Source organism: Solibacillus sp. CAU 1738 (assembly GCF_039888725.1).
Classification (GTDB): Bacteria; Bacillota; Bacilli; order Bacillales_A; family Planococcaceae; genus Metasolibacillus.
Map to the genome: position 1 here is coordinate 270,064 of NZ_JBDQQN010000004.1, position 19,131 is coordinate 289,194.

General features: G+C 37.1%; 19 protein-coding genes and 2 pseudogenes. 5 read left to right on the plus strand and 16 right to left on the minus strand.

The window, feature by feature from the left end; translation table 11 throughout:
- Positions 1-54 precede the first annotated feature (54 nt).
- The 3 genes from AAFN87_RS13950 to lplA form a co-directional block, all read right to left on the minus strand.
- Positions 55-1,032 carry a sensor histidine kinase gene (locus tag AAFN87_RS13950; protein WP_347791688.1) on the minus strand — a complete coding sequence of 326 codons (978 nt, stop codon included), beginning with the start codon at positions 1,030-1,032 and terminating at the stop codon, positions 55-57.
- Positions 1,032-1,736: a response regulator transcription factor gene (locus AAFN87_RS13955; protein WP_347791689.1), complete on the minus strand. Its 705-nt coding sequence runs from the start codon at positions 1,734-1,736 to the stop codon at positions 1,032-1,034. The genes AAFN87_RS13950 and AAFN87_RS13955 overlap by 1 nt, the downstream gene beginning before the upstream one ends.
- A 120-nt stretch (positions 1,737-1,856) precedes the next feature.
- A complete protein-coding gene (gene lplA / locus AAFN87_RS13960; RefSeq protein ID WP_347791690.1) occupies positions 1,857-2,849 on the minus strand; it encodes a lipoate--protein ligase in 993 nt (330 codons plus the stop codon).
- Between the two features lie 140 nt (positions 2,850-2,989).
- Between lplA and yhfH the strand changes: the two genes are divergently transcribed.
- Complete coding sequence (yhfH, locus tag AAFN87_RS13965; protein WP_332648583.1) at positions 2,990-3,115, plus strand: protein YhfH; 126 nt, start codon at positions 2,990-2,992, stop codon at positions 3,113-3,115.
- Positions 3,116-3,530: 415 nt separating this feature from the next.
- Here yhfH and AAFN87_RS20055 read toward each other — a convergent pair.
- The 11 genes and pseudogenes from AAFN87_RS20055 to hemE all read right to left on the minus strand — a co-directional run.
- Positions 3,531-3,678 (minus strand): annotated as a pseudogene (locus AAFN87_RS20055) (transposase); the annotation flags it as partial.
- Between the two features lie 36 nt (positions 3,679-3,714).
- Positions 3,715-3,834: pseudogene (locus AAFN87_RS20060) on the minus strand (transposase family protein); the annotation flags it as partial.
- A 464-nt stretch (positions 3,835-4,298) separates the two neighbouring features.
- On the minus strand, positions 4,299-6,482 hold the full coding sequence (locus AAFN87_RS13975; RefSeq protein ID WP_347791691.1) for a YhgE/Pip family protein: 2,184 nt from the start codon (positions 6,480-6,482) through the stop codon (positions 4,299-4,301).
- A 105-nt stretch (positions 6,483-6,587) separates the two neighbouring features.
- The gene (locus AAFN87_RS13980) at positions 6,588-7,160 is read right to left on the minus strand and encodes a TetR/AcrR family transcriptional regulator (RefSeq protein WP_347791692.1); all 573 of its coding nucleotides are present in this window, start codon (positions 7,158-7,160) and stop codon (positions 6,588-6,590) included.
- 118 nt (positions 7,161-7,278) lie between these two features.
- On the minus strand, positions 7,279-7,788 hold the full coding sequence (locus tag AAFN87_RS13985; protein ID WP_347791693.1) for a FixH family protein: 510 nt from the start codon (positions 7,786-7,788) through the stop codon (positions 7,279-7,281).
- Positions 7,789-7,790: 2 nt separating this feature from the next.
- Positions 7,791-9,179 carry a sensor histidine kinase gene (locus tag AAFN87_RS13990; RefSeq protein WP_347791694.1) on the minus strand — a complete coding sequence of 463 codons (1,389 nt, stop codon included), beginning with the start codon at positions 9,177-9,179 and terminating at the stop codon, positions 7,791-7,793.
- Positions 9,176-9,868: a response regulator transcription factor gene (locus tag AAFN87_RS13995; RefSeq protein ID WP_347791695.1), complete on the minus strand. Its 693-nt coding sequence runs from the start codon at positions 9,866-9,868 to the stop codon at positions 9,176-9,178. Before AAFN87_RS13995 ends, AAFN87_RS13990 begins: the two co-directional genes overlap by 4 nt.
- Positions 9,869-10,816: a YncE family protein gene (locus tag AAFN87_RS14000; protein ID WP_347791696.1), complete on the minus strand. Its 948-nt coding sequence runs from the start codon at positions 10,814-10,816 to the stop codon at positions 9,869-9,871.
- A 153-nt stretch (positions 10,817-10,969) separates the two neighbouring features.
- Positions 10,970-12,397, minus strand: coding sequence for a protoporphyrinogen oxidase (gene hemY, locus AAFN87_RS14005; RefSeq protein WP_347791697.1), 1,428 nt, complete (start codon positions 12,395-12,397; stop codon positions 10,970-10,972).
- 15 nt (positions 12,398-12,412) lie between these two features.
- On the minus strand, positions 12,413-13,345 hold the full coding sequence (gene hemH, locus AAFN87_RS14010; protein ID WP_347791698.1) for a ferrochelatase: 933 nt from the start codon (positions 13,343-13,345) through the stop codon (positions 12,413-12,415).
- 69 nt (positions 13,346-13,414) lie between these two features.
- Positions 13,415-14,458, minus strand: coding sequence for a uroporphyrinogen decarboxylase (hemE, locus tag AAFN87_RS14015; RefSeq protein WP_347791699.1), 1,044 nt, complete (start codon positions 14,456-14,458; stop codon positions 13,415-13,417).
- Between the two features lie 212 nt (positions 14,459-14,670).
- Between hemE and AAFN87_RS14020 the strand changes: the two genes are divergently transcribed.
- Positions 14,671-15,180 (plus strand): antibiotic biosynthesis monooxygenase family protein, encoded by a 510-nt coding sequence (locus tag AAFN87_RS14020; RefSeq protein WP_347791700.1) that lies wholly within the window; start codon positions 14,671-14,673, stop codon positions 15,178-15,180.
- Between the two features lie 160 nt (positions 15,181-15,340).
- On the opposite strand, the gene AAFN87_RS14025 is transcribed toward AAFN87_RS14020, so the two are convergent.
- Positions 15,341-16,525, minus strand: coding sequence for an ABC transporter permease (locus AAFN87_RS14025; RefSeq protein ID WP_347791701.1), 1,185 nt, complete (start codon positions 16,523-16,525; stop codon positions 15,341-15,343).
- Positions 16,509-17,258, minus strand: a complete 750-nt coding sequence (locus AAFN87_RS14030) for an ABC transporter ATP-binding protein (protein WP_347791702.1) — start codon at positions 17,256-17,258, stop codon at positions 16,509-16,511. The genes AAFN87_RS14025 and AAFN87_RS14030 overlap by 17 nt, the downstream gene beginning before the upstream one ends.
- A gap of 103 nt (positions 17,259-17,361) precedes the next feature.
- Here AAFN87_RS14030 and AAFN87_RS14035 point away from each other — a divergent pair, with 103 nt between their 5' ends.
- The 3 genes from AAFN87_RS14035 (at position 17,362) to AAFN87_RS14045 (ending at position 19,091) form a co-directional block, all read left to right on the plus strand.
- Positions 17,362-17,775 (plus strand): HIT family protein, encoded by a 414-nt coding sequence (locus AAFN87_RS14035; protein ID WP_347791703.1) that lies wholly within the window; start codon positions 17,362-17,364, stop codon positions 17,773-17,775.
- Between the two features lie 152 nt (positions 17,776-17,927).
- On the plus strand, positions 17,928-18,455 hold the full coding sequence (locus AAFN87_RS14040) for a tryptophan transporter (protein WP_347791704.1): 528 nt from the start codon (positions 17,928-17,930) through the stop codon (positions 18,453-18,455).
- 255 nt (positions 18,456-18,710) lie between these two features.
- Complete coding sequence (locus tag AAFN87_RS14045; RefSeq protein WP_347791705.1) at positions 18,711-19,091, plus strand: YtxH domain-containing protein; 381 nt, start codon at positions 18,711-18,713, stop codon at positions 19,089-19,091.
- Positions 19,092-19,131 lie beyond the last annotated feature (40 nt).

A 19,131-nucleotide genomic window follows, 5' to 3' on the forward strand; every position in this document is an offset into this window, starting at 1 on the left:
GCAAGCTTATCATGTGATTAGTCAAGGTTTTCGTAAGCTGTCACTACATTTCCTTTAAAATGTAATATGAACTGTTGTACCTACACCTACCTCTGAGGTGATTTCTAACTGATGCCCCAGCTTTGCACAAATCTCTTGTGCTAAGTAAAGTCCCATACCTGTTGACTCGCCCGTTTTACGACCATTTTCTCCTGTAAAAAAGGCTTTTGTAACTCGCGATAAATCAGATTTTGGAATACCTATACCTTCATCTATAATTTCTAAAGTTACCGCGCTATCTTGTTGAGAGGCGATCATCGTAATTTTTTTATTCGGTTCAAATGTGTATTTCACCGCATTCGTAATAAACTGTGATATTACAAATTTCAACCATTTTGAATCGCTTGCAATGACAATTTCCTCACTTATTTGTAGCTCAGGAAATACACGCTTTGTTATAAATAGCCTTTTATTTTCATTAACAATTGATGTCACAATCGCCTTTAACGGTACTTGCTCGATTTGCATGTCATCCTCAAAATTTTCAAGTCGAGCATTCATAAGTACCATATCAAGTCCCCGTTTTAAGCGATCGACCTCTTCCTGCACACTTTTTTTATCGAGCTCTTGATCTTCCTGTAGCAATAATTCGAGAACAGCAATTGGCGTTTTCATCTGGTGAATCCACTGGTTCATAAATTTTCGCTGTCGCGTTTGCTTTGCATAGAGAGTTTGCACCTCATGTTGGTAAACATGGTATAGCTCCTGTAAATATTTTTCTGTTTGAAGATATTCATGTGTTTTAGCATTTTTTTGTAGTGCATCTTCCATCACAGTAGGTAGCTGCGTTATTTTACTCAAATAACGGCGCCTTAACATATAACGTACAACTAAAAACGATGCTAATAACAGCATGCTAATGACTATCGTATATAGCGCTGTATTTAAATTGCGAAAACCATCTAACCAATACAGCAATAATATAAATAGCACGATACAAAATTGAAAAATGATATAGGAAAGATGCTCCGTTATAAATAGTTTTACACCCATCACGTTTCCTCCGGGTTTAATATAAAGCGGTAACCCGCACCACGCATCGTTTCAATATAGGATTTCACGCCATAATCCGCGAGCTTTTTACGAACGCGAGTCATATTAACATTCAATGTATTTTCATCGACAAACGCTTGGTCATCCCATAATTCCTCTAACAGAGAATCCCTCGATACAACTTTTGGCGCTTGTCCCATGAGTAAGTCCAAAATAATGCATTCTTTTTTTTGTAGTGGAATGACAGCATCCTTCATATGCAGCTCCATACTTTCTAAATATAGGGTTAATTTTCCCTGTTTAATCGTTCGTTCTTCTTGTCTGCTTGAATACTCTCCATATGTACGTCGTAAATGGCTTCTAATTTTTGCAAGTACGATTTCATAATTAAACGGTTTTGTAATAAAATCATCTCCACCATTTTCAAGCGCAAATATTTGGTCCATTTCGCCAGACCGTGCCGAAATAAATAAAATCGGACAAGTTGTATGCTGGCGCAATTGACGACACCAATAATAGCCATCATAGGATGGTAAATTTATATCAAGCAGCACCATATGGGGTGCAAATGCTAAAAATTCTTCTACAAGCTCATCAAAATTTTGAATCGTTGCTACTTCATATTGATATTTGCGCAAAGTTTCAGCGAGCAAAGTAGCAATTTTCGGATCATCTTCTACAATAAATATTCGATGTTTATCCACAAACATGACCTCCTCTTCTCCTTTATATTAACAAAAAAAATGAGCAGTCACAAAAGTCTTGAGACGGCTCATTTTTTGTACATAAGGCATTAACCAAAAGCAACAACAATAACTATCATATTAATAAACTAACTGTAAAAACTCTTCTTTTGTTACGCCGCCAAAATATTTCGATGTGTCGATTTCCGTTAATGCTTCCGCAATCGCAGCACGATCATGTTTGCAGCCTGTAAACAGTTGTTCAATTTCTGCAACATCGCCTACACCAAAGAAATCACCAAAAATTTTCGCTTCTTCAATTATTCCGCGGTTTACTTCTAAACGAATATCGATACTACCAGACGGGAAGCGATGAGTTTTTTGAATGTTGAAGCGTGGTGATTTTCCATAATTCCAATCCCACTGCTGATAACGACCTTGTGAAATTTCGTGAATTTTACTCCAATCGTCACCTGTTAATTCATAATACTGAATATTTTCTTCACCATCGAAAATCGATTTTAAAATTTCCATTCGGAACTGCTCAACTGAAATCTTCTCCGGTAAAAACTCTGAAATATTAGCTACGCGCGAGCGAACAGATTTAATACCTTTTGATTCGATTTTATCTTTTTTTACTTTCAGAGCAGACACAACTGCATCAATTTCTGTATCAAACATTAAAGTACCGTGGCTAAACATGCGACCGCGTGTTGCATATTGCGCATTCCCTGATACTTTACGACCTTCTGCTAAAATATCATTGCGACCAGAAAGCTCGGCATTCACACCTAGTTTTGCTAACGCTTCTACGACAGGCTGCGTGAATTTTTTATAGTTATGGAAGCTGTTACCGTCATCTTTCGTTAAAAAACTAAAGTTTAAGTTTCCTAAATCATGATAGACAGCACCACCACCAGAAAGACGGCGCACAACGATTACACCATTGTCCTCGACATAATCTGTATTAATTTCTTCGATTGTATTTTGGTTCTTGCCAATAATTATCGAAGGTTGATTAATATAGAACAGCAGAAAATCATCTTTGTCGATATCCATGTTTTTTAGTACGTACTCTTCAATTGCTAAGTTTATACGGGGATCCGTAATGCCTTTATTGTCGATAAAATACACGTTTTTTCACTCCTTCACAAAATATCCATATTCATTTTAACTTAAATTTCATCTTTTGTGTTGACGAATACAAACTGTTATAATACAATGTAAATAATTCAATCAGTAATATAACAGTTTACCTAAGGAGGTTAGCCACAATGTTAGAAAACGTAGTCGAATTTTTCAAGAATCTACCTGATAAAGTTTGTGTTCAATGCGGTGATAAAATTGAAGAACAAAGTGAGTGCTACAGCAACAATTGTGAAAAATGCAACTCTCTTTAATCGTTAGTTATTGATTGCCGTTAGCTAGTCTAACACTTCATCATGGAGATGAAGCTATAAATAATATGCTTACAACATATGAAAACCCTTAAGTACGCTCAATACTTAAGGGTTTTTTTCTTGCACTGTGCAATCACGCTAATCGCATGAAACCTGGCAATGAACGCGCTAGCCATTCTCAATTCCCCACCTAAACGAACTATATATTGCGGTTCTAATTCAAATGTTGGGGTGTAGTGAATACTTTCACTGCACTCTTTCTTGCGAAAGAGGTTGATTTCCGCTCAGGGCAGCACGCTTTTCGCGGGCACGGCTCCAACTAAATTGTTTCGGATGGGACCGAAACAATTTGATTTTCCGCCCGTGCTGTTCCCGCAGAAGTCAGCTGCCCTGAGCTCCAATCAACGTAATCTTTCTAACCAAGATGCATTCCTACATTGTTATATACATAATTCAATAATATTTTTGCTTGGAAATGTTCATACTTCCGAAAACCATAGGCATTTCTTTTTTCTTTTGATGACTTTAGAAGTATTATTAATCCCTTCTAAAAAACCATTTGCCACATTTGCAGGTATAACAACGGCGCTTAAAAATAAAATTGTAAGGCGTTCAAACCATTTTAAGTGCTTAATTTTTTGCATCCGATAATCATGTACTTTACTTGTTTTTTGACCACAAGCCGGGCAAGTACGTTCTTTTTTGTATAAAAATTTCATCAACAAAAATCAGGGATGGAAATTTATAAAAAAATGTGAGTGTTGATTGGAGTGGAGGTTGGGCGACTCCTGGGGGATTAGCGTCCTAGATGAGACCCTGGACTGAGCTTGCGAGGGAAGCGGCTCATCAGACGCCCCCCGGAAAGCGCTCAACTGGAACGGAAATCAACCCCAAGTTAAAGTGAAGAACCAGAAAATACGATACGCTCTTTTGCGTTCTTCTATCTGATCAATGATGACATTTTTTAATCCTGGGATATTCATGTTAATATTCATATAGCACAACTCACCTTTCCTTTACTTGTTTCTCGTCAATTCAAGTATATAAAAAAGAGTGAGCTTGTGCTTTTTGTACGAAATTGTGTGAATACCCCAACAAATATTATAGAACCTATATTGCTAAAGCGGAGAGACAAAAAAAGCGATTCGAGGATGTTTAATTTATCCTTGAATCGCTTTTATCATTATGCTTCTGCTTGTTTAGAATAGCGTTTTTTAAATAGTAATGTGAAGTATCCGAACGTAATAGCTAAACATACTACTGCAAATCCTGCTAATACAGCATAGTTAAATCCTAAGAATGAAAAATCACCTGTAGAAATAGCTACTTTAAATGCCTGTACAGTGTAAGTCATTGGGAAGAACGGATTAAATACTTGCAATTGGCTAGGTATTAACTCCAGTGGGAATGTACCTGCACTTGATGTTAATTGGATAATTAACACTATAATTGCAATAAAACGTCCTGGATCACCGAATAGTGAAACGAGCATTTGAACAATCGCTAAAAACGTAAAGCTCGCAAAAATCGCCGTTAGCGTAAACCAAGCTATACTTTCAACTTCTAGTCCAAGAATACCGACTACGACAACGACTGATATTAATGCCTGAATAATCCCAACAACAGCTAATACTGATATTTTACTCATAAACCATGCTGCTGGATTTGTAGGTCGAATAGCTGGTTCGACAAACGGGAATACAATTGAAATCATTAATGCCCCGACGAATAAACCAAGTGAAATAAAGTATGGTGCAAAACCTGTACCATAGTTTGGCACGTGGTTTACAGATTTTTTTTCAACGTCAACCGGTTGTGCAGCCATGTCATAATTTTCATCATTCGCCTTCACATTTGCTTGCTCACTTGCTTCTAATAAATTTGAAGATAAATTTGCTGTACCATCGACAAGTTCTTTCGTTCCATCTGCTAATGAAGAAGAACCTTCCGCTAGTTCACCTGATTTTTCGGCAAGTAATGTTGTACCCTCTGCTAATTTTTCATTACCGCTAACTAAATCATTTAATCCTGTCGCTAATTGGTTAGCTCCATCTTTTGCAGCACTAGCACCAGACGCTAATTCCGTTAACTTATTTGCAATGGTAGTATTCCCTTCTGCTAGGCTATTCGCTCCGTTAACGAGCGCGTCTGTATTCGCCGCTACCTCATTTATACCTTTGGCAATTTGTTGTTGACCAGCAACTAGCTGAGTACTACCATCATTTAATTGAGATACGCCTTGCTGTAATTCACCTGTACTTGAAGTGAATTGTGATAACCCACCAGCAAGCTGTGCACTGCCCTCATTTAACTGTGTTAATGTTGCTTGCAATGCTTGGGCTTGTTCTTTTGGTAAACTTGTTAATATTTCTTGCATTTGTTTTGATAAAGCATTTATGCCATCATGGAGATTTGCTGCATTATCATTTAATTGTTGTGCACCTGCATGTAAGTTAGAACTGTTATTTAATAGAGACTGCATACCCGAAGCAAAGTTTTGTTGTTTTTCAACTAATGTTGCTTGCCCAGCTGCTATTTGTGCTACGCCGTTTGTGTAATTCTTTATTCCATTTACTAAGCTATCCGCACCAGCCGCTGCATCATTTGCTCCTGCCGCTAGCTGCTTACTACCATCTTCAATTGCTGTAATACCTTGTGCTAAAGTCGTTGCACCTGTTGCAGCTTTCTCCGCTCCTGTAGTTAGCTCATTAGAACCATCTGATAATTCGATCGTACTAGCAGCTAGCTGTTCTAAATAGCTTTGTAAATCGGTTGCACCGTTCGCTAATTTTTGCGCACCTGCATCTAACTTACCAGCGCCATCTGCTGCTTCAGCAAAGCCATCTCCTAATTTTGTAATGGAAGAGAATAAACTTTCTGCATACGTTTTTGACACTTGCTTATTTACTTCTGCTTTAATTTTCTCTATTGCTGTACTACCAATCTGTGACCCTAGGAAGTTAGATCCTTCATTTGGGATATAATCGATGACAAGCTTAGATGGATTTTCATCCAATAATGTTGTTGCATGTTGTGAGAAATTTTCTGGAATGCGAATGACAATATAATAATCGCCATCCTTTAATTTCTCCTCTGCTAAATCGCTTGCAACTTCTTCAAAATGAAATTGCTCACTATCAATAAGGTTTTTCGTCAGGTCATCACCTACCGTCAATGTTTCACCTTCGAATGTTGCCCCTTTATCTTCATTTACAATGGCAACTGGTAGGTTATCCAAATGTGAATAAGGATCCCAGAAAGCCCATAAGAACATGCCGCTGTACATTACTGGAATAAATAATACAGCTATTATTGGTATTAACATTTTTTTCGTTTTAAAAATTTTAAGCCATTCCGATTTAAACATATAGCCCCACCTTTCAATTCGTAAAACCAAATGACCAGAATCGTCATTCGGTCATTTCGCTGTAAGAAAAAATCAGATTTTCATTTTCGAAAAACTGATTTTTTCTTATTGCTTTTTTAAACCATTAAAAATCGTTTGCTTAAATATCGATAAAATTTGTTCTTCGCTCAGTATTTCGTCATGTGTTTGCTGCCAATCTACAACAAAAGCAAAATATGACTTAAAGAGCAAATACGCAACGAGTGGGGGATCACATTCATTGATCTCACCTTTATCGATTCCTTTTTGAATGCGCTCGGCAATATACGAAACAATTTCACTTTCAATAACTTGAATCATTTGTTTTACTGCCGGTGTGCGTAATTCTTTTTCTTCTTCGATTAATTTAGCAAATAGCACATGTTTCTCACGGAATTGCAGCATTTTCATGAGTGCCATATGCGCATTATTCATAAAACTCAGTGATGGATCAATTGTTGCATCCATCTCTACTTTCATTTCACGGATTAACGATATAACAACTTCTTGTAATAATAACTCCTTATTCGCAAAAAACGTATAAATCGTACCTTTACCAACATTAGCAATTTTCGCTACTTGCTCCATCGTCGTTGCTTTATAACCGAATAAAGAGAAAGATCTTGTGGCCGCTTCTAAAATCTCTTGTCTACGATCCAATCAATGTCACCTCTTTAAAAGAAAGTTTTTGAATAACCTGCCTCGAAAATAAAATGACCAGAAAACCATTTCGGTCATCCGGTCATTATTATACACCTATTGAATTGTATTGCAAGTATTAATTATTATGATTTTCTTCGCCTTCATCTTCACTATCTTCATGGCCTTCGCCGTGACCAGCGCCATGATTCATAGAATTACTACTTTTATCATCTAACACTTTGCTCATATCTGGGTTGCCTACTGTAATTTGTTGCTTCGGCATTACATGTAAACCACGTGCATTTGTGTGAGCAAACATATAATATACACCGTCATGGTCAAACGTAAATTGTGCTCTGTAAACACCGTCTTTATCTAATGTACCGTCAATCATATGCCCCTTATCGCGAAAACCTGATTCCCATACTTCAAATTGTACGCTACCGTCATCTACCGCCTCGCCAACTTGTGTGACATATGCAACTAGCTCGACTTCTTCATTCACGTTTACTTCTTTCGGTGTTTGAATTTCAACGATTACTTCCTGGGGCATATTGCCGTTATCAATCGTATCGACTTTTGATTCTTCACTACATCCGAAAAGTAATGCTGGTACTGCTATTAAGCTTAACATCCATTTTTTCATAACTATTCCCCCATTATTGGAATCGTGATTGTGACGCACGTTCCTATTCCTAATTCACTTTGTATTATTAATTGTCCATCATGCTGTTTTACAAGCTGATCGACAATTGATAACCCTAAACCACTACCACCATCTGCACGGCTCCGCGCTTTGTTAACTCGGTAAAATCGTTCTGTAATATGTGGTAAGTCCTCTATTGGAATTCCTATCCCACTATCTTGTATAGAAATAATAGCTTGTCCATTTATAGAGCTCGTCTTAATTCGAATTTCTTTCCCTTCATTTGAATAACGTATTGCATTTTCTATAATATTAATGAAGATTTGCTTCAGCTTTTCTTCATCACCGAGAATAATTAGTTCTTCATCTAATGCTTGTTGTAACTGTATATTTTTCAAAACAGCTTGCTGTTGTAGCATTGCTATGACATCTCGTACCGTTTCTGCTAGTACAATTGGATATAATTCTACTTCATCATGTTCATGTGATACACGAGCTAGCTGCATGAGCTCATTCGTCAGGCGCTCCATTCTATTAGCTTCTCTTGCTATAAGGCGTATCGCTTCATCAAGCTCACCACCTGCAATAAAATCGTTTTGGATCGCTTCACTATAGCCTTTTACATAACTAATCGGTGTTCTCAGTTCATGAGAAACAGTTGCTAAAAAAGTTTTCTGCTGCTCGTCCTCTTGTTGAATCGCCTTAGCCATATCATTAAATGCATTAGATAGCTGACCTATTTCATCTTTAGATGTGACATGAACACGTGTCTCGTAATTCCCCTCAGACATTTTTTCCGCCGCTTGCTGTAAATCATGAAGCGGACGCATAATTCTGCGCAAACCTTTCCAAACAAAAAAGCTTATAATAAGTAAAAATAATATCGCCCCACTAATTAATAGAATCACTTCTGTAGTAGCTAACTCACTAATTTTCGCAAGTGGGTAATACAAATAAATAATGCCTTCTAATCGATTTTGCTCCGTAAAAGGTAAAATAACTGAAATGATTTGACGGTCAAAACGCTCCTCATAACCAATTTTCGTTACCGTTTCCCCAGTTAAAAGCTTTTCACGTTCGTTAGGTCCAATTAACGTATTGTAGTCAATATCGAATGGTACACAAGCACTTAGCTCGCGTGGATTGCGAACAGCGAAAATATTATAATTGGAATATGCATTATACTCTTCAATACGAGCTATTAAATTATCGTCTACTTTACCACCTTGATATATCGTTTGGAGCTTTTCACCAACTTCAATCATTGACTGCTCGGTATCTCTTACATATAATTCTTCATACAAAAAATCAGTAAATATATACATAAATGCAATCGTTACAATTAGAAAGACGAGTATTAGCGCCCATATTTTATTGGCTAGCTTATTCATGTGCATTTCTCAAAACGATATCCAATGCCCCAAACGGTTTGGATATAATCGCTTGCTTCTTTTGACTTCTTGCCAAGCTTTAAACGTAGTGTCTTAATATGTGTATCGACTGTACGAGTACCACCTGCATAATCAATATCCCAAACACGCTCGAGAAGCTGCTCACGCGAATAGACGCTATCCGGATTTAGCATAAATAGATGTAATAGCTCATATTCCTTTAATGTTAGCGGCACTGGGTCGCCGTTCACAATTACTTTTCTCGAAATCTCATCTAGTTTAATGACACCTCGCTCTAAAAGCTGTTGTTCTACTTCGAGTACAGTAGCACCTGTACGACGAAGCACAGCGTTTATCCGTGCTACAAGTTCACTCGCTGTAAATGGTTTAACAACATAATCATCTCCGCCAATTGTTAACCCCTTAACTTTGTCCTCATTAGCGTCGCGTGCTGTTAAAAAAATTATCGGGATATTCGACGTTTGACGAATGTTTTTACATAATGTAAACCCATCTTCATCAGGCATCATAACATCTAGCACAATAAGATCCACTTGCTCTTTATGTAATTGTTCATATGCTTCGTGACCGTTAGCTGCTGTCAGAGTATGAAAATTTAACTTTGTCAGCATCAACGCAATTAAATTACGCATATCTTGCTCATCATCAATGATTAATACTGTCGTCATTTACGAATCCTCCCTTACTAACAGCTGAAACGGTCCTTTTTCTGTTGCAATTTCTTGTACAATTTTACCGTCTTCTAAAACATAAAGAGTTTGGTCATCATAGCCTGCTACAATAATTTGATTATTAAAATAAGTGACGGCAAACGGATTTGCACCAATTTCGCTATGCCACTTAATATGACCATGCTCGTCCATTACATATAATTCATTTTCACCGTGACTAACAACGGCAATTTCGTCTTTACTTTGTGCAAAACCAATAGGCATTAATGGCGTTTCAATTTCCTTTATTTTTTGACCTGTCGATAAATCCAGTACATCCACAGTTTGATTTGGGTTACTGCCTTCACCATGACCTCCAAGCCACAATGTATCATTAACTATTACTAAGCCGTGCGATAATTTTGCAATTGGCCATTCTGCCTGAAGCTCCAGATCTGCTATCGAAATAACAGACAATATCGTATCCTTGTAGTTCACAACATATAAAAGCCCATTTTGTGCGACCATTGACATCGGGTAATTTCGCAAGCTTAGCTCGTTGACAAAATTACCATGTATATCAAAGCTTATCACACTATTCGTTCGACTATTTGTTAAAAAAAACATTTGCTCTTCTGAAGCATAATACGCATTCGTTGTCCCGGAGCCTGTTTCAAACGTTGCTAACTTTTTCCCTGATGATATTTCATATAAATCCGCTTCTTTTAGTTGATTACCGTATAGCAGTATACGGTCATGTTGTATTAACGTTGCTCCTGTATACGCTTTGTCAAATGACCATGTCGCTAATAAGTCCCCTTTTTTATCATAAAAAGTGAGTGATGGCGCTAAAATATTCATCGATGCTACGAATGCTTGGTGCTCATTAATTGATGTAAAACGTTCATCTTTACACCCCGTTAGCAAACACACGCAAACAATTAATATCGTCATAATTCGTATCACAGCCACTCCTCCTTACTTCAATCGTACTGTATAAATGTGAAAAAACGATGAAAAATATACGTTAATTATGTGAACGTAAGAAAAAGGGTTATTATCTAATACTTGGATAATAAAAAAAGGCTGTTCAGTAAGATTCATCTTACTGCGCACCCTTTAGACAACTCCTAATTCAAATAAATAGTCTATCATTTTCTTTGCCGCACTTTTACCTTGCTCTACACAGTCCGGCACACTAATACCATCATAGGAACTACCGACAAGCTGAACTTGTGGAAACATTTTTCTCATCTCTTGCCTCATGCTCTTTAGACGCTTTTCATGACCTACTGTATATTGTGGCATTGACTGTTTCCAACGTGTCACGACTGTAAATAACGGTGTTTCATACAATCCTAATGCATGCTCTAAATCTTTACGCACTGTTTTTTCAATTTCACTATCAGACAACTCAACGATTGCCTCATCACCAACTCGACCAATATAAACACGCAGTAAATCATAACCTTCAGGTGCCACATTATCCCATTTGCGGTTACTTATAGTGCAAGAGGTGATCGTAAAATCACTATTTCTTGACACGAAGAAATTCATTGCATCTTTGTATTTTTCTATTTGATTTTGTTTAAAGGCCATCGTTACTGTTGCAATTGTTGCGTAGTTCATATTTGGTATATCTTGCATTAAATCATACGCTTTAAAGGCAGTTTTGGCTGCATTAAAAGGCGTCGTCATAATAATAGCATCCGCTTGAATAGGCTCAATATTATTAAGATGAATACGCATCGAATCGTCTGCAAGCTTTTCGATTCCTTCGACTTTTACACCTTTTAAAATTTTGCTCGGTTTTAGCTCCGCTTCTAATGCTTCCACTAAGGTTTCTAGCCCATTACGGAATGTTTCATAAAATGCGGGCTTTCCAACTACACTTGAATACATTCCAACGTTTGATTTTTTTAACCCAAGTAATAAACTGCGATGCTTTTTCTCTAACTGGTAAAATTGCGGGAACATAGATTGAATACTTAAATGATCAATATCACCTGCAAATGTGCCTGCAAGTAAAGGTTCTACTAAATTTTCAACAACTTCCTTACCAAAGCGTCGTCTGAAAAAATCACCAATCGGCTCATCATCCATTTCGGGTGATCTCGGCAATAATAAATCACCAGCCGCACGAATTTTACCACTTAAAGAAATAAGTCCTGTAGTTAGGAACGAGGAGACTTCCGGTGATCCGCCAAATAATAAATTACTCGGAATTGGATATAGATCACCGCTGACTGCTACATACGTTTGCCCAATATTATGCTGGACGATTTCATGCTCCATTCCTAAATCGCTCGCTAAATGACGCACGCTACCGCATTGATCAAAAAACGATTCGGGACCGCGCTCAATTATAAACCCGTCCTTGCGTAGTGTTTGGATTTTGCCACCTAGACGTAACGACGCTTCAATTAACACAACATCAATTGGTAAATTTTTTAGCTTTGCTTCTTGTTGTAAATAGAATGCCGCCGTTAAACCTGTGATTCCTCCACCGACAACTACTACCTTTCGTCTTTTTAAAGTCACCCTCATCACTCTCTTGCTACATTATTTCACTAACACTTTATGAATTGCATCTACCATTGCATCGATAAACAATGGATTCGTATTTGGCATTGTTGGACGGTAGTAGCTAGCGCCAATTTCGTCACACACAACTTTACACTCAATATCGTTATCGTAAAGAACTTCTAAATGCTCTGTTACGAAACCAACAGGTGTGTACATAAATGCTTTGTACCCTTTTTGCTCGGATAATTCTCTCGTTAAATCTTGAACGTCTGGTCCTAACCATGGTTCAGGCGTTTGGCCCGCTGATTGCCAACCAACTTCTACATTTGTAATATTAGATGCTTCCTTAATTAAGCGAGCTGTTTCAACTAATTGTTCCTCATATGGATCACCAGCTAATTTAATTTTCTCTGGTAATGAGTGGTTTGATACTATTAAACAGCAGTTTTCACGCTCTTCTGCTGACATTCTTTCTAATTCGTTGTTTACTGCTTGCTTCCAAAATTCGATAAATTTCGGTTCGTCATACCAAGCTTCTACAGAGGTAATTTTCAATGTGCCGCCAAGTTTTTCCGCAGCTTCATTTGCACGACCGTTGTATGACTTAATTGAGAAAGTAGAGAAGTGAGGTGCAAGAACGATTGAAACAGCTTCAGTAATTCCTTCGTTCACCATCGCTTCCACTGCGTCTTCAACGAATGGCTCAATATGTTTTAACCCGATAAATAATTTGTATTCTACTTCGTCTTGTACTTCGTTTAAACGTGCGCAAAGAGCTTCTGCTTGTGCTTTAGTCATTTTCGCAAGTGGTGAAATACCACCGATTGCACGGTAGCGTTCTGTTAAGTCATCGATATGTTCTTGAGAAGGTTTGCGACCATGTCGAATATGTGTATAATAACGCTCGATATCTTCTTCTTTATAAGGTGTTCCATAGGCCATTACTAATAAACCACGTACTTGTTTCATATATATCACCTCTAGTAGTTTTTAAACGCTCGATATAACGATTTTTTTGAACACTTTGTGTCAATAGCATTATTTTGCAATTTGCTCACGGCTATAGTCATGAATAAACGCTGTTAAACGTTTTAATACAGCTGGGTCTACTTCAGGGAACACACCGTGACCTAAGTTAAAAATATGTCCTGGTGTTTCTAAGCCTTGATCGATAATATCTTTTGCTCGCGCTTCAATCACTGACCAATCGGCAAGTAATAATGTTGGATCTAAGTTACCTTGAACTGGTTTTGTAATACCTTTTGCTCGCGCTTCGCGAATCGGCAAACGCCAATCTAGGCCAACAACATCAATTGGTAAGTCATTCCACTCTTTTACTAAATGGCTAGCGCCAACACCGAACTGAATAATAGGTACATTTAATTTTTGTAGCTCGCCGAAAATACGTGTCATTACTGGTTTAATGAATACACGATAATCTTCTACATTTAGTGCACCAACCCACGAATCAAAAATTTGTACCGCTTTTGCTCCAGCACCTACTTGTGCAGTAATATCAGCAATAATCATATTTGATAGTTTGTCCATTAATGCAAACCAAGCTTGTGGTTCAGATACCATAAACGATTTTGTTTTTGCATAATTACGAGAAGGACCTCCCTCAATCATGTAACTTGCTAAAGTAAACGGTGCACCACCAAAACCGATTAACGGTACATTCAATTGTTCTTCTGTCAGAATTTTAATCGTTTCAAGAACGAACGGAGTATGCTCCTGTGCATTAAATTCGCCAAGCTTGTCAATATCAGCTGCTGAACGAATTGGATTTGAAATAACTGGACCTACACCCGCTTTAATTTTCACATCAACACCAATACCTGGTAATGGCGTAACGATATCTTTATATAGAATAGCTGCATCAACATCATATTGTTCAACTGGAAGACGAGTAACATAGGCACAGAGCTCTGGTTGCATCGTAATTTCTTCAAGTGAATATTTTTCTTTTATTTCTCGGTATTCTGGCTGTGAACGACCTGCTTGTCTCATATACCATACTGGTGTGTATTCTGTGCGTTCGCCTTTTGCTGCGCGAAGCAAAGTATCGTTAATTGTTCTCATTTCTACATATACCTTCCCCTCGAGTAATGTAATTATTTGTTGCCTAATTGATATCCGCTCTCACTATAAACTGTCCGCTCTAAATTGTATAGCTATCTTCAGCAAATGTCATAAAATTGTTCTTTGTAAGGGTATCTTTTTGACAAAGGGATTGGATGTATTTTTAAATGGAAATAATCACATATGTGAATTGGAAATGGAGGCGTTTTGCGTTGTTTATTTATTTTACTTCTGGAACAGCTGACTATATGGAAAAAATGCGTAAAAAGTATGCAAGTGAAAAGGTATTTATATTACACGGTGAAGGTAATACAGTGCTTGTGCATGAAAGCGAAAAAAAATCAATTTTTGCAACACCTCGTAAATACGAAGTGCTTGACTCTGTTGGCGAATTACAACAAAAAGGCTATTTTGTATTGAACAACATTCCCGTGTCTGATGAAGGCCGTCCAATTTTTGAAAACCGCTTTTTAAATCGTGCCGGTTCGATTGACAAGGAACCTGGATTTATCGCGTTCCGTCTACTACGACCACTTGATTCAAATACGTATATTGTCATGACACAATGGGCTGGTCCTGCGTCATTTGAGGCGTGGAAAACTTCCCAAGCATTTAAACAAGCGCACTCCAATAAAGGAGAAGCTACAGGAGTTATGAAGCAAAACATTTTCAACGCAGCAAGCTATGTTACTAAATATTCTGCGCCACCTGATGAGGAGTAGTAGAAACGAGGATTTCACGATAACCGGCCTCCTTTTTACGATATAATCATAAATTTCACGATATCTTGCCCTCTTTTTACGATATAATCAAATATTTCACGATATCGGAGTTTCAATTTTAAAAAAGTGATTGCGAATCTATTTCGCAATCACTTCTTGTTTATTTCTTCGATAAACGCAATGTCAACTCACTAACGATAATTATTATTATTGGAATGACATAAAAATTTGGTTGAGTTATAGCACAAAGCGTCACAATAATGGCTTGTACTACACTAATAACACGCAATAACTTGTCTACAGCTTTTTTACGCTGATCGTCCGCAATTGGGTACAGCATATCCATTCGGAATTCACCGTTCGATAGCAGTGCATATTTTAATTGTAATGTCGTTGCAAAGGCAAGTGCTGCTACAACAATCCATGTTACTAAATAAATATCAACGAAAGCTGCAATAACAGCCGCAATAGCAGTTAAGCGCAGCCATAAATAAAAATGGTCATCTGTACGAATAAATGTACGGAATACTAAGTATGTTTGTGTACTGTTTTTATGGAATGGAATCCATTTATAAACGATGTCTAACAATGCACGACGACGAATGGAGCCTCGCAAATGTGGAACATCTGTAAAATAGTTTGCAAAACGATAAAAGCGCATCATACGATTTTGTTCTAGACGGACAAAATGCTCGTAAGGTACAGGCTGGCCTGCCACTCGTTTTTTTAATGACATTTCATAGGCTAAAAACAATATAATGTAAATTGCCCCTACCGCTAATCCAGATGTTAGTATTGTTTGAATAGCTAAAATGGATAGTAGCGCACGAGTTATTCGGTCTACAGCAATGGCCTGTCCACGATTTGCATAGCGATAATTAAATTCTATCGTAACATTAAAATATTTCAATATTACTACGAGCGCGAGTCCTACCCAAATTTGAGAAACCGATAAATCAGTCACCGCTTTTAATAGCGGAATGGCGACAATATATGCAATAACAGGTACTAGTAACTGTGACCAAAATGTCCATTTTACAGCCTTTTTAAAATAAGCTGGCATTTGTGTTTCAAGCGGTAATAAATATACTTGATCCGGCTCACGAATTAGGGTTGTTGGGCTACTAAATGCTAGTATCAATCCAACGATTACCGCAATTAGCCACTCTGCTGGAAAGTTTGCAGGTGCCACCTTTAGCCACTCACTATATTGATATCCTCCAGCACCAATAACAAAGACGAAAACGATCGCTATATGCCCTGTAAAAATAAAGCGCATATATTTTTGTACTTCATTTATATAATGCTCAAAGCGCGACTTCCACACATTATGCATGTTGTTCATTGTCTTGCTCCTTCGTCATTGCAATATATAAATCATCAAGGGTTGCATTTGGCATATTGAACGCCTTTCTTAAATCTGCCATCGTCCCTTGCGCACGGACACGACCTTCATGAAGTAAAATAATGCGATCACAATGTTTCTCAGCTGTCGATAATATATGCGTTGACATTAATATAGAAGCACCTTCACGTTTTTTCTCATCCATTTGATCGAGTAGCGATTGAATACCAAGCGGATCTAGTCCTACAAATGGCTCATCAATAATATAAAGGCTCGGATTGACTAAAAACGCGCACATTATCATCACCTTTTGACGCATCCCTTTTGAAAAATGAGATGGGAACCAATTGAGTCGCTTTTCCATGCGAAACTCCTTTAATAAACGCTCCGAACGTTTTTCTAGCGTTTTTTCATCTAAACCATATGCCATAGCAGTAAGTGCTAAATGTTCTTTTAATGTCAATTCATCATATAAAATTGGTGTTTCTGGAATATAAGAAAAAGATGAGCGGTACTTGTCCATATTGTCCTTTAACGTGACTCCATTTAATCGAATTTCGCCTTCTTTCGGTAGGAGCGTTCCGATAATATGTTTAATTGTCGTACTTTTTCCGGCACCATTAAGACCGATTAAGCCGACTAGCTCCCCTTTTCCAATATTGAATGATAAATTTTGAATGACAGGTTTGCGTGTATAGCCACCTGTTACATTGGTTAATTGTAATACTGTCATCACCGTCAACTCCTATTCTAATCATTAGTTTATCAAAAAATGGCATAACAAGCAGTCCACATGTGCTAAAATATATAAAACATTAATAAGGAGTGTAGTTACGATGAATGATTGCCTATTTTGCAAAATTATCGATGGTTCTGTTCCAAGTACAAAAGTGTATGAGGACGAGCACACATATGCTTTCATGAACATTATGCCTGTAACAAAAGGGCATACTTTATTAATTCCAAAAACGCATTGCAAAGATTTATTTGAAATGTCTGAGGATGTTGCAAAAAATTTATATGCTGCAGCACCAAAAGTTGCAAATGCTATTAAAGCAGCATTTAACCCAGTTGGCCTTAATACTCTCAATAATAATGGCGAAGCAGCTGGACAAACTATTTTCCACTATCATTTACATTTAATCCCGCGCTACGATGAAACAGATGGATTAAAACTAGGTTGGGAAACTACAACACCAACACTCGAAGAATTAACACATATAGGTGAATCTATTAAAAATAATATTTAATCATTATTATATATGTTTACTTTCTAAAAAAATTTCATCACCGGTTGCTTTTTTAGCGCCGTATGATTACAATCAAAATAAGTTTTCGCTAATGGCTATGAGAGCACATTAGGAAAATGAGAGACTAGCAAAGTTTAGAGGAGACGAGACAAATGAATACAAAAAACTTAGTTTTAATGGCGCTTTTAGTCGGTGTAGGTGCAGCACTTTACGTTGTGATTCCCGGTATTAATGGAGGTATGAAACCTGACTTCATGTTGACAATGATGTTTATCGGTATTGTATTATTCCCAACAATGAAAGATACATTTTTACTCGCAATTTCAACTGGCGTTTTATCGGGACTGTTCTCAACATTCCCAGGTGGTTTTGTACCGAACATCGTAGACAAAGCTGTAACAGGCTTCGTATTTTTAGCAATCGTTATCATTTTGCGTAAAGTTGCACAAAAAATTGCTGTATCTACAATTTTAGTTGGCTTAGGTACAATTTTATCAGGATCAACTTTCTTAACAATGGCATTACTATTAACAGAAGTACCAATTGATTTCAAAGTACTATTCGTTACAGTTGTCCTACCAGCCGTTGTATTTAATGCAATTGCATTCGTAATCATCTACCCGATCATTACGAACTTAGTACAGCGTTCAAACTTCAAAACGTCATTATCACAAGTTTAAATTTATATGAAAAGTTGTGTCTAAAATACAATCGTATTTTGGCACAGCTTTTTTTGTTTTAACTCCATCTTCTCGCCTAGCTAAAGTGTAGTGACAGTTTCATCAATAAAGTATAAGTGAGCAGTGCTTTATTAGTTTTTTTATAAATACTTTTCAGTAATACATCATATTTGGTTTAATATAGTTAGAAATAGGAAAATTTAATTACTATACGCATTTCTTTCACACAATTATTTTTTTAAGGAGAGACATATTATGAAAGCAAAAACATTTTTCATTGGCCTATCAGCCGGAATCGTAGGTGGACTTGTCGCGACTATTCTTTCTGCGCCTCAGCCTGGTAAAGAATTACGTGCTAATATAATCCGCAATGCAAATGCTACAAAAGCTAAATTGATCGATGTAAAATACCAAGCATCTAACGTAAAAAATTCAGTAACAAATTTTACAAACGAAGCGAAAAATAATATACCAGAAATAATAAATGAGTTAAAAGAGACATTTACCAATTTTACACAAGAGATTGAACCAGAAGCTACTCGATTAAAACAAGAAATCGAAGGATTACAGAAATCTATAAGCGCAATCGAGCAAAATATTTCTCAATTCAATAAAAGTGACGACCAACAAAAATAATATTCGCATTTAATTTTACCCATAATACACCACTTAATAG

Coding starts and splice junctions, on each gene's coding strand:
- AAFN87_RS13950 (WP_347791688.1), bottom strand. CDS start 1,032: ATGGGTGTAAAACTATTTATAACGGAGCATCTTTCCTATATCATTTTT.
- yhfH (WP_332648583.1), top strand. CDS start 2,990: ATGTTAGAAAACGTAGTCGAATTTTTCAAGAATCTACCTGATAAAGTT.
- AAFN87_RS13975 (WP_347791691.1), bottom strand. CDS start 6,482: ATGTTTAAATCGGAATGGCTTAAAATTTTTAAAACGAAAAAAATGTTA.
- AAFN87_RS13985 (WP_347791693.1), bottom strand. CDS start 7,788: ATGAAAAAATGGATGTTAAGCTTAATAGCAGTACCAGCATTACTTTTC.
- AAFN87_RS13990 (WP_347791694.1), bottom strand. CDS start 9,179: ATGAATAAGCTAGCCAATAAAATATGGGCGCTAATACTCGTCTTTCTA.
- AAFN87_RS13995 (WP_347791695.1), bottom strand. CDS start 9,868: ATGACGACAGTATTAATCATTGATGATGAGCAAGATATGCGTAATTTA.
- hemY (WP_347791697.1), bottom strand. CDS start 12,397: ATGAGGGTGACTTTAAAAAGACGAAAGGTAGTAGTTGTCGGTGGAGGA.
- hemH (WP_347791698.1), bottom strand. CDS start 13,345: ATGAAACAAGTACGTGGTTTATTAGTAATGGCCTATGGAACACCTTAT.
- hemE (WP_347791699.1), bottom strand. CDS start 14,458: ATGAGAACAATTAACGATACTTTGCTTCGCGCAGCAAAAGGCGAACGC.
- AAFN87_RS14025 (WP_347791701.1), bottom strand. CDS start 16,525: ATGAACAACATGCATAATGTGTGGAAGTCGCGCTTTGAGCATTATATA.
- AAFN87_RS14030 (WP_347791702.1), bottom strand. CDS start 17,258: ATGACAGTATTACAATTAACCAATGTAACAGGTGGCTATACACGCAAA.
- AAFN87_RS14035 (WP_347791703.1), top strand. CDS start 17,362: ATGAATGATTGCCTATTTTGCAAAATTATCGATGGTTCTGTTCCAAGT.
- AAFN87_RS14040 (WP_347791704.1), top strand. CDS start 17,928: ATGAATACAAAAAACTTAGTTTTAATGGCGCTTTTAGTCGGTGTAGGT.
- AAFN87_RS14045 (WP_347791705.1), top strand. CDS start 18,711: ATGAAAGCAAAAACATTTTTCATTGGCCTATCAGCCGGAATCGTAGGT.